This is a genomic window from Edaphobacter modestus (assembly GCF_004217555.1).
Taxonomy (GTDB): domain Bacteria; phylum Acidobacteriota; class Terriglobia; order Terriglobales; family Acidobacteriaceae; genus Edaphobacter; species Edaphobacter modestus.
The window spans coordinates 1,870,749-1,884,351 of the sequence record NZ_SHKW01000001.1 but is presented as its reverse complement, the minus strand read 5'-3'; the positions used below and the strand labels follow the sequence as shown (position 1 = coordinate 1,884,351).

Annotated in this window: 6 protein-coding genes and 2 pseudogenes; 5 read left to right on the top strand and 3 right to left on the bottom strand. The window is 55.5% G+C overall.

The window, feature by feature from the left end; genetic code table 11:
• Positions 1 to 182: 182 nt before the first annotated feature.
• Complete coding sequence (locus BDD14_RS31670) at positions 183 to 608, bottom strand: hypothetical protein (RefSeq protein ID WP_165419816.1); 426 nt, start codon at positions 606 to 608, stop codon at positions 183 to 185.
• On the opposite strand from BDD14_RS31670, the pseudogene BDD14_RS07810 reads away from it, so the two are divergent.
• A pseudogene (locus BDD14_RS07810) lies at positions 573 to 1,291 on the top strand (IS30 family transposase); the annotation flags it as partial. The gene BDD14_RS31670 and the pseudogene BDD14_RS07810 sit on opposite strands and share 36 nt — an antisense overlap.
• Before the next feature lie 824 nt (positions 1,292 to 2,115).
• Here the strand turns inward: BDD14_RS07810 and BDD14_RS07805 are convergent.
• Positions 2,116 to 4,251 (bottom strand): phosphocholine-specific phospholipase C, encoded by a 2,136-nt coding sequence (locus tag BDD14_RS07805; protein WP_130418306.1) that lies wholly within the window; start codon positions 4,249 to 4,251, stop codon positions 2,116 to 2,118.
• A 433-nt stretch (positions 4,252 to 4,684) separates the two neighbouring features.
• Here BDD14_RS07805 and BDD14_RS07800 point away from each other — a divergent pair.
• Both BDD14_RS07800 and BDD14_RS07790 read left to right on the top strand, forming a co-directional pair.
• Positions 4,685 to 4,927: pseudogene (locus tag BDD14_RS07800) on the top strand (transposase); the annotation flags it as partial.
• Between the two features lie 1,642 nt (positions 4,928 to 6,569).
• Complete coding sequence (locus BDD14_RS07790) at positions 6,570 to 7,166, top strand: hypothetical protein (protein WP_130418304.1); 597 nt, start codon at positions 6,570 to 6,572, stop codon at positions 7,164 to 7,166.
• 91 nt (positions 7,167 to 7,257) lie between these two features.
• Here the strand turns inward: BDD14_RS07790 and BDD14_RS07785 are convergent, their stop codons facing one another.
• Positions 7,258 to 7,509: a hypothetical protein gene (locus tag BDD14_RS07785; RefSeq protein WP_130418303.1), complete on the bottom strand. Its 252-nt coding sequence runs from the start codon at positions 7,507 to 7,509 to the stop codon at positions 7,258 to 7,260.
• Positions 7,510 to 8,812: 1,303 nt separating this feature from the next.
• On the opposite strand from BDD14_RS07785, the gene BDD14_RS07780 reads away from it, so the two are divergent.
• Together BDD14_RS07780 and BDD14_RS07775 are read left to right on the top strand one after the other, a co-directional pair.
• Entirely contained in the window at positions 8,813 to 11,683 is a 2,871-nt protein-coding gene (locus BDD14_RS07780) for a glycosyl hydrolase (protein ID WP_130418302.1), read from the top strand.
• A gap of 735 nt (positions 11,684 to 12,418) precedes the next feature.
• The gene (locus BDD14_RS07775) at positions 12,419 to 13,510 is read left to right on the top strand and encodes an IS5 family transposase (protein ID WP_130417184.1); all 1,092 of its coding nucleotides are present in this window, start codon (positions 12,419 to 12,421) and stop codon (positions 13,508 to 13,510) included.
• Positions 13,511 to 13,603: the final 93 nt, after the last annotated feature.

Below are 13,603 nucleotides of genomic sequence, written 5' to 3'. Positions count from 1 at the left end.
GTCTCGATAGACCATGATGAGGTGGAGCGGTTCCGATAGAGTCCTACGTCACTCGGGAGCTACGCGCAGGTAAGGCAGAACCGCGGATCACTTCTGCTATGCCGAATTTTCGTTACCTCTCGAGGCGAAAACCTCGGCCCGCTCTTTATGTAGGCCCGATGCTTCACAACAAGGTCGGCTCATCAAATACCTCTCATGACCTGATCGTTCACCGACAGCATCCTCAGAATCTCCTTCTCCAATGCTGGCCACGAAGATCCTATCGGCGCCGCAATCTCGAAGTGACCAAGATCGGCGAAGCTGATCAGACTCACTTTCTCGTTGCTTCTTCTCGCAGCTTCTACGTAGCTCTCACCTAGAGAGATCGGCGCGAACTGGTCGCGCCGTCCCCACACCAATGTTTGTGCCACGCCCAGAGGCAGCTTACTGATCGCCGACGTATCGTAGTATCGTTGCGGAACTTCTGTGGGAGTTCCCCCAAGCATCTCTTCCACCACGTCTCGACCACAACCGCGCTGGAACGGAAGGAGAGCCGTCATATCAGGGGGGCCGGCAAGATCGATAACGCCGCGTCGCCGGAACAGGTTTCGAAATGGCTGAAGGTCCACTATCCCAGCAACGAGAGCATGCGCGTGTCCACGAAACCATCTACCGCAGCTTATTCATCCAGGCCCGGGCAGTGCTGAAAAAAGAGCTGATTCAGCACCTCAGGTCCAAGCGGCTGATACGTCGCTCACGGCACTCGCGGGCTGGCGGACAGTCCCGAGGTCAGATCGTCGATGCCATCTCTATTAGGGAAAGACCTGCGGAGGTTGAAGACCGCGCCATTCCCGGTCATTGGGAGGGCGACCTGCTTAGCGGCAGCAGCAATAGTCATGTCGCAACCCTGGTGGAACGACATTCGCGTTTTACCATGCTGGTTAAAGTGCCCAGCAAAGATACAGCGACGGTCGTCGCCGCGCTGAGCAAGCACGTGCGTAAACTGCCCGCGTCCCTGCGGCGCTCCTTGACCTGGGACCGGGGGCACGAGATGGCAAAACACAAGAGCTTCACGGTGGACACGAATGTGAAAGTCTACTTCTGTGATCCGCAGAGCCCCTGGCAGCGCGGCACCAATGAAAATACCAACGGCCTACTGAGACAATACTTCCCTAAGAAAACCAACTTATCCGGTTACTCTCAAGCCGATCTCAACAAGGTAGCTCTGCGCCTAAATCAACGCCCCCGAAAGACCTTGGGCTTTGAAACCCCGGCGAGTAAACTTCAAGCCAGTGTTGCATCGACCGGTTGAGACCGCCCGGGTTTTCGTGCACCTCAGTATCAGTTGACGATTCGGATTCGTGCACTCGCTTTAGGTTGTGGAGAGGTGCCATAGTTCTATCCTGAAGCGGTTGGCCCTATCGTCGGAATGGCAACGCCCCGTATGAAGAAGCATGTGCAGCATGTTGTCACCGCAAGGAGACCTGTATTCCCGAGGCACAAGCCGGCCTCCATTGATCACGCGCAAACCCCTATTTCTATTGACTCCAGCGAGGTATAGCACTATGTCACCAGTCTCTGGATTCTTCGCTCCGCTCCGAATGGAGATCGAATGATCCTTATCAGAGCGTCGATTTTCAGTGCTTGACTTCAGATTCTACATAATTGCAATTCTCGTTCGATGGCTGATGGAACCGGAAACCCGCCCATGTTCGCTGAACGAGCTTCTTGTCTTGACGGCTCAAACAGGCAACGAGTGGAACGATACCGCCCGTGATGTAGAAGCACACATACTCCCCCTCCTACATAAACACAACATTCGATTTGTCCAGGTGGCCCGACACGGACATCTTGAATCTGATGGGATTTCCTGTTTTATCGGGCACAAGAACCCGGATCGCCTTTTCGTCGAAGGAGATTACAAGCTCTCTGATGAACTCTTGTCATCCGGAAACAGCAATCCATCTCTCGGAGAGGGATTCAGAAACAGTACCTCTACAAATGTCCCACTGCAAGCAGAATGATCGATCTCGTCGGGCGGTAATTTCCTTCTAGTGTTTTTCAGAATCCGGAGAGTCATTAAATGAGAGTGGGAGTCCGTTGATGAAACTCCCACTCTCGCGTTGTGAGATAGTTTTAGGCTTCGATGAGCGACTTAGGTGCCTCAAGTCTTGAAGAGTTTTGAGAAGTCCCGATCGCCGGGTCCGTAACGCTGTCCTCGCCCGTCTCGATGTGGCCGGCGAGTCGGCGTTCGAAACTGGCATCTGGCACGGACTGAATGACGAAATCGTACCAGCCGTGAGTGGCGTGGCAATTGTAGTTCTGAGAGATAATCTGTCCAAGCCTGAGTTCATGGCGAACCGTTTCGCCGCTATAGACATCGGTGATCGCGATATCCCCGGCGACTCCGCGGTTGGTGATCTGAAGTGTGATGAGGCTCGCCAGCGGGTTATACATCGCAACCACGTCAAGATTTACTTTCTGGCCTCCTGAGATGCTTCCCTTCAGCGAGCGGACGAAGCCGTTTGGGCCATAGACGGACAGATCGTAGATCGACTCGTTGGAAGCACCGATATTCCAGGTGTCCTGGACCGTGTGACCAGCTTCGACCGTGTAGGTCCAGGGACCCACGGGAGCGTTGGTCTGTATGTTGGAGCGCACGTGGAAGACCGCCGTCGCTCTGCCAGTGTTGAGGAAGGTAAGCTGCACCCTCTCGTGCGCCAGATCTGCCGAAGCGAGAAGATTGAGCTCATAGGGAACCGCACGCGCCGGACGTGTGCCTGACTCCTGAACCGGAAGGGTCTGGTCAGTCGGAGGAGCCGGAACATAGTCCTCATGGCGCTTATTGTCCGGTGGCTGATAAGCCGCTGTGCTGGGAAGCGGAATCGACGCTGAGTTCGGCGACTTGAAGTTGAAGGCTGAGGTGAGATCTCCCGAGACTGACCTCCTCCACTTCGTGATGTTCGGTTCGTTGAGTCCGCGGAACTGGTTGCCGAAGCGCTTTTCGACGAAGCGGATCATAGAGGTGTGATCGAAGACCTCGGAGCTAACGTAGCCCCCCTTGCTCCATGGCGAGATAACGACCATCGGAACCCGCATACCAAGGCCGTAAGGTCCCGCAGGATTCGCTGCGTTGCCGGCGAAGATCTCATTCTCGATTGAGACGGTTGACTTACCCTGCGAACGGGTCTGCGGCGGAGTCGGAGGAACAACGTGATCGAAGAAGCCGTCGTTCTCGTCGTACATCAGGAAGAAGACGGTCTTGCTCCAGACCTCGGGGTTCGAGGTCAAAGCGTCGAGAATCTGCGAGACGTACCAGGCCCCGTAGTTCGCCGGCCAGTTCGGATGTTCGGTATATGCTTCGGGAGCCACCACCCATGAAACCTGGGGAAGATTGCCGGACTTTACGTCGTTCTGAAAAATCTCGAAGAGAGATTGGCCGCCGAGAGCATTCGTGCCGGTCCGACCCTTCTCCGCGAGCGGCGATCCCTGGGGAGCATTCTGGAACTGGTGAAAATAGAGCAAGGAGTTGTCGCCATAATTGCCGATGTAGGGGTTATCGCCGGTCCATCCCCAGGATCCGCTGGCGGTCAAACCCTCGCCGATGTCCTGGTAGATCTTCCACGAGACACCTGCCTTCTCCAGGCGCTCAGGATATGTCGACCAGTCGTACCCGGCCTCTGCGTTGTCGATCACTGGACCGCCGTTCTTCCCATCGTTTCCGACCCAGCCCGTCCACATGTGATAACGATTCGGATCGGTGGGGCCCAGCAGCGAGCAGAAGTAGGCATCGCATACCGTGAAGGCATCAGCAAGAGCATGGTGATAAGGAATGTCGGAGCGGGTAAGATGCGCCATCGTGGTGGCTCCCTTTTGCGGAACCCACTGATCGTTATGGCCGTTGTTCCACGCCGCATGCGTCGTGTCCCAGTCGTGCGCGAGATCCTGCAGAAACTGCAGGCCCAGATTCGGCCCGCCAGGATGAAATGGCAGAGTGTAACCGGAACCATTGGGCTGGTACCAGACAGGATTGCCGGTAGATAAAGTAACGGGGTGCGGATCGCCAAATCCTCGAACACCTCGCAACGTGCCGAAATAATGATCGAAAGAGCGGTTCTCCTGCATCATGAAGACGATGTGTTCCACATCGTTGATCGTGCCGGTGCGGTGGTTAGCGGGAATCTCAAGCGCACGGGCGATGCTGGAGGGAAAGCTTGCCGAGAGCGCAGAGGTACTGAGGAGCTGCAGGAAGGAGCGGCGATCAAGAGCCATAATCGGGGAGGCCTCGTGTAGGGGAGTAAATTTCAAGGCCGAGAGTATGACGAGGTTGTTGCGACAACATGAATGTAAAGATGAAGAAATGAGGTATTTCCTTCCAGTCGGTGGCAGCGTGAATACTTTCATCCGAACTGACAGCTCGCAGCGAATCTCGACCTGCACCGGCAGCCTGTGTTCGTAGATTCTGGGGAGCAGCCTATTTCCGCGAAAGATTGGAGAACGAGAATAAATGTCAGATTCTAACCAAACCTCTACCGTACATACGAACCGATGTACCGGTCATCCACTTCGCGGCTAGTGAAATCATGAACCTAAAAGCTCGGGGATTTCCTCTGGTCGAGAGGAGCGGCTCATGCTGATCGGCCCCGGTCTTTCTGAGCCAAAGTGAATGTTAGTCTTCGGCAAAATCTGAAAGGGGAGATTTTGCATGAAGAAGAAGCGTTTTTCGGTGGAGCAGATTGTGTTCGTGCTGAAGCAGGCAGAACTGGGAGTGCCTGTGGCGGAGGTGATTCGCAAGGTTGGGATCAGCGAGCAGACCTTTTATCGATGGAAGAAGCAATACGTTGGCAAGTTGACCGACCAGGCTCGGCAGATGAAGCAACTGCAGGAAGAGAACAGCCGGTTGAAACAACTGGTTGCAGATCTGAGCCTGGATAAGACGATGTTGCAGGTCGGCAACCCTTCCGTTACGCGCCCGGAAGATTTGTGCTTTTCTATTGACAAAGACTGGGTCGAAAATCGCTAGGAACCAAGCGACAGCCCCGAAAAGCATGATTCCGAAGCTCATTTGTAAATACTGGCCGACTTGCCGTTACTCCTCTGCTGAGATCATTCAGTCTCAGTCCATTCACTGTGTAACTTCGCCATCGCTACTAGCAGCTGTCTCGGAGGACTTCTGGAGAATTTGACTGGTTAGAGGGCATATTGGTCGGAACTTTCATAAGCTCGCCTGCGTAACTGTGAAAAAGGGAGCGTGCCTGTGCAGTCCTATCTTGATTACAAGCGTGCGATTTGGACCTTCTTGTTGGCTTACGTCGCGATTACTATCCTAGCGACGGGTTTCTCTGTTGCCGTTGCGAGGTTCATCCACTTTCCCGCAACAAGCGATACCGCTTTTCCTGGGCCTGCGTACCAATTCGCTGAGAGGTTTCTTCCATTGCTAAACCTATCGGTTTGGATGGCATTCGGGTGGTTGTACTTTCGCAGACGGCACAGCGATGAGCCAGGACTGGCCAGAGAGGCTCTTGTGCTGGGTGCTTTCTGGTTGGCGGGTGCTGTGATCGTGGACTATGTCTGCTTCGTGCGGATTAAAAACCCCATCTCGCTCAATGCGCACGATTTTTACATCGGGCAATTTCCATGGATATATCTGATTTATGTAACGGTGCTATTTGGTCCACTCTGTGGGATGATACTGCGCGGCAGGCCGACCTTATCGCAAATGGGAGTAGGTGGTGACGCCTGATGGTGTGTTGCAGTCCTGCGCTGGTAGCGGCGATCGTCAGAGGACAGACCGCTGCCAGCACCGCATCGCAGCTCTCTCCTTCGATCGCAGGATCGCGCTGACGGCATTTGGCGCTGTTGCTGTCAGCGTGACCGTCTTACGTCAGTGGGCAGTTGCGATATTTTTGGCCCCAATCACTCATCGAGGATGAGTTGCTGTCCTCTCTAAGAGGATTAGTAACGCTAAACGCCGTAGGGTGCGAAAGACCGGGTTGAAGATCTGGATCATGCTGTTTGCCACGGCGATTGGAGGCCGTATCAATGGCAAAGAGCAAGATGAAGCGCAAACGGGCACCCAAGTCCGTTCTGAAGCTCCCGGACCTCGAGCAGTCCAAGTTCGCTGTTCTGAATAGCCTGAGTTCTATATGTTCACAACGGACCTATGATCACTTCTTGTCGGAGGCGCCCAACGGCTCGCACGCGTCGTCTACCACGTCTTACACAGCAAAGAACCCTACACAGAGACAGTCTTCCACCACTGCGATGAACAAGAACAGCAACGAGCCGAAATGCGCCTTCGCAAACACGCCGCACTACTCGGCTTCCAACTCCTACCCATCCCAACAAATCCAGCAACTTAGTAAATTAGTTCCTGAGGAGTCGGCTTTTGACCAAGTTCGCGTTGGCGCGTCTCTGGGCCGGGTGAACTTGGCGAAAACCCCGTATTGCGGGAGGTTCGCTCGTCATTTCAGCTATGGCATGTTTACGCAGTTACTGCCTGGGGGCGGGCAGGCATTCGCTATGCGGTATAAAGTAGTCGGAGGTTCGCAGTTGACATTTGCCTCATATTTCTCACTTCGGAACGAATCATGGACGCGGCACAAGGCTCGCCAGTAAAAACACTCTGGCCAGTGTGGGTTTCGATTGCGTTGCCACTTCTTTTGGTCGCTCTCAACTCCACGCCCATCGGCTTGGATTTTACTTTCGTGATACTCGGTATCCCCGCCTTGCTGGGTGTGTGGGCGTGTTTGGGAATTTGGACGCTGGTCCTCACCGTTCGACATCTGCTAAGCCGTGAATGGTCGCGTGCAGTGGTCAGCGCCGTTCTCCCTTTGGTCATACTTGGCGCGGGCCTACGGTTCTGGCAGTTTATCCATCTCTGCAACGATGGCGGAGATGTTGGATATTTCTTAGCTGAACGTTCGTCCTACCTCGATAAGATTCGCACAATGCCGCCCAATGGAGAGCCTCGCCTATTGGTTTTCAACCGTGGCGGGATGTTGTGGGCGTCGCGAGGCTATGTGTATGACGAGAGCGATGAAGTCATGCGCGAAGAGCCTCTACGATCTACTAAATGGAGGGCGCGGGCGGACAACACGGAACTCACTTGCGGCTATTACGCCCAACCATTTCCCGGCCATTTCTCGTTCACACAACACTGGTATCTGGCTTCGTTCAATTGTTAGCGTGAAGTCTCTCGGCTGATGCGTTCCTTTTTTCGGAATCGAACTGCCGCTAAAGTCCGGTTATCGGAAAACGTCGCCAAAGAACTGACGGTCAGGGCATATGTTCAGGGCTGCACGCAACGCACGAGACCAAGTCTTCACCCGTCGCGTACCATGCAGCACCTTCCCTCTGGGGGTGCGGGAGAACCGACCACTCCACATTGTCATAGACGATGTGGCGGCTCTCATCGAAATCGCTTGTGATGCTCACTAAGGTCGCGATCACAACCTGCCCATCGCTGAAGTTCATCCGAACACGACGATCCTGGAAGGCCCGCAAGGCTTGGAACTCTTCGAGCGTCATTGGATCTCCTTTTCCCTATCCAACTTCAGGCTAACCCGTGAGTAGGCGCCTTGAAAGTCCGCTTTTGACCAAGTTCGCGTTGGCGCGTCTCTGGGCCGGGTGAACTTGGCGAAAACCCCGTTTGCAGGATGTTCGCTCCCTCTTATGCTAAGCCCATATCAACAGCAGACATGAACATGACCGCGTTTTCAGCGTATAGTGCCGTTAAAAAGAAGCTTTGTTGACAGAGGTTTAAGGGCACGCATGTTAAGCGCAATCTTCTTGCTCGCGATCGGGTTGGCATGGTTAGGTTCCGGTCTCTTTATGTTGGCTCGACCAGAGTCAGCCTTGCGCAAAACTCAATGGCCTTGGACTCGGCTCCCGAAATGGGGGATGCGACTCGCTGGCGTTATCGTTGTGGCGGGTGGTGGCTGGACTTTATATTTCGGTATCACCAAGATTCATCAGTAACGTTTGCGCTGCCGGTCTCTGTCGAGATATTCGACCATTCCTGAACCCTGCGGCTAGGTGCATGCCGCTGCTGTTGTCGAACATCCTGGAAAGTCGTGCGAGCTCAACCGGTCGATGCAACACTATCTAATCAGCTGATCCACAGATGCTTACCCTGAAGAATCGATCTGTTTGGCTGATGTGGCCAAACCTAGCCAGGGTAAGGTTCCGGCTGATCTAACCCTAGCCAGCGCATTTAGCTTTTGTTTTCAATGAATGTGGTCTGAGCTGAGTGTTGCGTCGACCCATTGAGACCACCCTGGTTTCCGGCAAGTTCGAGGGGTGCGGACCCAGAATGCGAAGTTGCCGAAATCCCCGTTTTGCACTTGTCCGAGAAGCCGACTATTCGGCAACTTGCCTCGATCTCATTGTCAATGAGTGAGTTGGCGATTGTGCGTCAATTGAATTCTCAGCCCGTAATCATTCCAAGTTTCATGCCGTTAGAGCATCCACCTTCGATTCGGCGATATAACTCCTCATCGCCTGACTCAGTTGCGAAGGCTCTGTTGCATTAACTCAAAATTGGCTTCTCGGCATACAAGCTGTAGCGGGCAAGCGCTACCTTCACCCCCTACAGCTTGTGGCTCGAAAAGTTAACGCAACAGAGCCAGCAAAAGCGCCTCTCAAACATTGGCCATCCTTTTCAGAATCACGAAGAGGTTTTTGAGAGGTTTGGCTCAATTGGATAACAATTTTGTGCCCACAATGGCGGCAGAGTCTAGCAGTAAGCTACGGTCTCCAAGTTCATCAGGTGGAATTTTCGAACGACACCCAATTCGTTTGCGACAGCCTGACAGCGAAATAGACTGTTGGGATGAACATCTCTCGCTCTTTGTTAATGCGAATTGTTTCTTGTGTGACGGTTATGCCTGCGGTAGTGGCGGTGCCTCGTGTTGTGGCGCAGTCACATGCGTCGGGGCAAGCTTCGTTGCTGGATAGGGGATTTCGTACGCCTCCGGCTGCGGCGAGGCCTTGGGTGTTTTGGATGTGGCTGCGGGTGAAGTCAAATCGCACAGCGATCACGGCCGATCTTGAGGCGATGCACGCGAAGGGGATCGAGGGTGCGATTCTCTATGACGGCGGTGTGGGCAACGAAATGCAGAGTGCGACCAAGATGGTTCTCGGCGACAAGGGATACGTCGAGCAGAAGACGACGGACTTCCCCGGCGCGCACTTCAGCGAGATTCCTTCCGGGCCGATGCAGTCGTGGCAACCGGAGTCGCGCGAGTTGGTGAGGTGGGCGGCGCAGGAGGCGGGTCGGCTGGGCGTGAAGCTGGTGGTGACGGTGGGGCTTGCGAGCACGTCGGGCGATATACCGCTCGAGTATTCGCAGCAGAGGCTGGTGTGGTCGGAGACGGCGGTAAAGGGGCCGGTGCAGTTTGATGAGGTGCTGGCCGAACCAAAGACCGTGATGCGCCCCAACGACAAGGCGGTTCGCTCGATGGTGGCGGAGAGATTTACCGTGCCGGATGTTGCGAAGTATCGGCATGAGATTGCGGTGCTTGCCGTACCGGATCGCGAGACCTTTGCCGAAGACGATGTGATCGACCTTACGAACAAGGTGGATGCCAGTGCGCGGCTGAACTGGCATGCTCCCACGGGCGCGTGGAAGGTGATGCGGTTTGCATACGAGCCGACGGGGATGCGGAATGCGTGGGGGTTGTACACAGATGGCATGAGCAGCGAGGCTCTCGACAAGACGTGGGAGGCGACAATGGGCAGGTCGCTCAGCGAGATGACTGCTGCGGAGCGCAAGGGACTGTACGGCGTTGAAGACGACAGCTGGGAGGCAGGGCCGACGACGTGGACCAAGCTGCTTCCGGCGGAGTTTGCGCGGCTGAGAGGATACGATCTTGTGCACTGGCTACCTGCATTGACGGGCAAGCGGATGGGTGATGCCGGAGAAGCGGCGGCGGTGCGGCGCGACTACTACCGCACGGTTGCGGATGTGATTGCGGAGAACCACTACGCGCACCTCGGCGAGATTGCGAAGCGCAATGGTCTCAAGTTTTATTCGGAGGCGGCGGGGCCGAACTCGGGACAGCTTGATCCGCAGCTGGACATCAGTGGAGTTGAGATTCCGATGGGCGAGTTCTGGGTGCCTTCACCGCATCGTCCGACGCTTGATCGCAGATTTCTGATGCGCGATACCGCGAGCGCAGGACATGTGTATGGCAAGCGCTTGCTGGGGTGCGAGAGCTTTACTTCGGTGGGGCCGCACTGGGAGGACTCGTTTTTCGAAATGAAAAACACGGGCGACCAGGGATTTGCGGATGGCTGCAATCTGATTGTGGTGCACAACTACAGCCAGTCGCCTTCGGTAACAGCAAAGCCGGGTTATGTGTATTTCGCCGGTACGCACTACAGCCGCAACACGACGTGGTGGGATGAGACACCGGCGTTCAACGCGTACCTCGGGCGCAGCGCGTTTCTGCTGCAGCAGGGATTGTTTGTCGCCGATGCGCTTTACTATCGCGGTGACGGCATCGGGCAGATCGAACAGAGGAAGACAGAGCCCACGCTTCCGGCTGAAGGGTACGACCACGACAACATCAACCTTGATGCTCTGCTGCATCGGCTGACGGTGAGCGATGGAAGGCTGATGCTTCCGGATGGGATGAGCTACCGGATGCTGGTGCTTCCTGCGAATGTGCCGATGTCTCCCGAGGCTCTGATGAAGATTGCGGGGATGGTGCGTGGAGGCGCGATTGTGGTGGGGCCGAAGCCGACGGGGATTGCGGGGCGCGTGCTGCGTGCGGAGGTGAAGCGCGAGTTCGACGCTACGGTGGCCGAGCTTTGGAGCGACAGAATTGAAGACGGCAAGATCTTTAGCGGGCGCGCTGAAGAGGCTCTGCACGCGTTGAAACTGCAGCCGGACTTTGAGTACAGCGGGTTGAGCGATAGAGGGACAATCGACTGGATTCACCGGCGAGCGGGGAAGGTGGATATCTACTTTGTTGCGAGCAAGTGGGACGCAGAGGAGAAGATAGCGGCTACGTTTCGCGTTGCGGGAAGGCAGCCGGAGTTGTGGGATCCGGTGACCGGTGAGATTCGTGATGCGCGATCGTTTACGCAGGCCGATGGAAGGACGACAGTGCCGCTGGAGTTTGGGCCGCGCGGGTCGGTGTTCGTTGTGTTTCGCAGGCCGATCTCAACACGCGTTGCAGGCAAGTCGCAGTCGAACTATCCGGAGCTTCATAAACTGCAGGAGTTGAAAGGGTCCTGGCAGGTGGCGTTCGATCCGAAGTGGGGTGGGCCTGCGAGTGTAACCTTCGGCTCACTGGTGGACTGGACGAAGCGGCCAGAGTGGGAGATTCAACACTACTCGGGAGCAGCGCGTTATACGAAGAGCTTTACGCTTGCAGCTGCACCCAAGTCGAACTCGCGAATAATGCTTGATCTTGGTGAGGTTCATGAGGTGGCCTCGGTACGCCTGAACGGCAGGGACGTTGGTGTGGTGTGGACGAAGCCTGCTCGCATCGACATTACGAAGTTTGCGCATGAGGGTGAGAACATGCTGGAGATCAAGGTTGTTAATCTGTGGCCGAACAGGTTGATCGGCGATGCTGGGTTGTCGGCTGAGAAGCGGCTTACGGAGACGAATGTGCACAAGTTCAGCGAAAAGACTCCGCTGTACCCTTCGGGGCTTGATGGGCCAGTGGTGCTGGAGCGGGCGACTTACTGAGCCGGTAGTTATAACTCGGGTTTCTGTAAATTAGAAACATGTTTGTCCACTCCGCGCTTCGTCCTCCTGCCGAAATGACATGCGATTGTGCGGAAGTTAAGAGGGTCGAGCATTCAAAGCTCAAATGATCAGCTCACTCCGTTCAGATGCGGCCAGGATAGTTGACCCAGAAGTCGAAAGATTTTGAAGAAATCGGTTTGTGACGAGAACGGACTGAAGGAGCGAAATCCGAACTGGCGCTTCCGCTTGTCCCGGAACTATCAGTTCCTCAGTATGTGAGTCCAATAATTGATGTGTCGTTTTGCTAATTAGTTGGCGTATGTTTTGTTCGAATTATCTGGCACACACATTCCCCGGAGGACCCAAAGTTGAACTCGAAAGCCTCGGGGAGCTTAAAAACTCCGTCTGCACGTGCCGTCCGCACACATCCTCGCACCTGATTCGCAGCCGGTGTGCCAAATAATTAGCTCAACACTGTGTCAAATAAAGCGACAAGCAACACTATGTTGGTTAGTGCATTTGTCTGCTTTGCATATCTCTACACGGTACCGTGTGCTGGTTCAAAACTCAAGAAAGAGACGGTTGCCGCATTCAATACAGCCGGAGTTGACGTGCTAACTCTGAACTGCTAGATCATAAAGAGAATTCTGACTCGTGTCCTAGTGTAAGGATCTAGGAGCTTGTTGAAATAGGTTCTGGCTTCGTCTGATCTGGGTGTTGGTCCGTCTCTGTTGTATGCGTGGCGACGAGCGGGTTCAGGGTGAGATGTTCAGTTGTGTGACGTTGGAGCAGCGGGTTCCACAGGATCATCCTTTGCGCGAGATTCGCAAGTTGACGGATGCAGTTCTGGTGTCGCTGAACGAGGATTTCGATGCGCTATATTCGGCATCAGGCCGTCCTTCGATTGCGCCCGAGTATGTGCTGCGGGCGCTGTTGTTGCAGGCGTTTTATTCGGTGCGTTCGGAGCGCCAGTTAGTCGAGCAGCTGAACTACAACCTGCTGTTCCGCTGGTTCGTCGGCCTGGGCATGGACGACGCGGTGTGGAACCATGCCGTGTTTTCCAAGAACCGCGACCGGCTGCTGACGTCGGACGTGGCGCAGCGGTTCTTCGCCGAGGTGAACGTGCTGGCGAAGCGCTTCATGAGTGACGAGCACTTCACCGTGGACGGCACGCTGATCCAGGCCTGGGCATCGCAGAAGAGCTTCCGGCCGAAGGATGGCTCCGATGATGGCGACGGCACTAACTTCCGTGGGCAGAAGAGGTCGAACGAGACCCATCAATCGACTACCGATCCGGAGGCGCGGCTCTACAAGAAGAGCTATGGCAAGGAGTCGAAGCTCGCGTACCTGGGCCATGCGCTGGTGGAGAACCGCAACGGCCTGATCGCCGCCGCGATGGCGACCCAGGCCGACGGCCATGCCGAGCGCGACGCCGCCCTGCTGATGCTCGACGAGCGGCAGAAGAACAGCTCGCGGCGCATCACGGTTGGTGCCGACAAGGCCTACGACGCGAAGGACTTCATCGCCGGAGCCCGCGCCCTCAACGTCACCGCACATGTGCAGAAGAACGACAAGGGACGCCGCTCGAACCTCGATGGCAGGACCACCCGGCACGCCGGCTATGCGCTCAGCCTCAGCCGCCGCTGGCTCGTGGAGAAGACATTTGGCTGGTTGAAGCAGACCGGTCCGCTCGACCAGCTGAAGGTGCGAGGACTCGCCAAGGTCGACTGGATCTTCGTCTTCAGCTGCGCCGCACATAACCTGCTGCGTCTGCCAAGGCTCATCCAAAGCCATACTCAGCAGGACCCACAGCAGCAGTGCGCCTGAAGGCCGGTTGAGTCTTCAACCCGGCAAGAAAACATGCCGCAGAATCCGCCAGCCAGCCGTCATAAACAACCCAACTCCCCTGCATCAACCCAA

Bases quoted from the DNA above. Each gene is read 5' to 3' on its own strand.
- BDD14_RS07805 (WP_130418306.1), bottom strand. From the start codon at position 4,251: ATGGCTCTTGATCGCCGCTCCTTCCTGCAGCTCCTCAGTACCTCTGCG.
- BDD14_RS07790 (WP_130418304.1), top strand. From the start codon at position 6,570: ATGGACGCGGCACAAGGCTCGCCAGTAAAAACACTCTGGCCAGTGTGG.
- BDD14_RS07785 (WP_130418303.1), bottom strand. From the start codon at position 7,509: ATGACGCTCGAAGAGTTCCAAGCCTTGCGGGCCTTCCAGGATCGTCGT.
- BDD14_RS07780 (WP_130418302.1), top strand. From the start codon at position 8,813: ATGAACATCTCTCGCTCTTTGTTAATGCGAATTGTTTCTTGTGTGACG.
- BDD14_RS07775 (WP_130417184.1), top strand. From the start codon at position 12,419: ATGCGTGGCGACGAGCGGGTTCAGGGTGAGATGTTCAGTTGTGTGACG.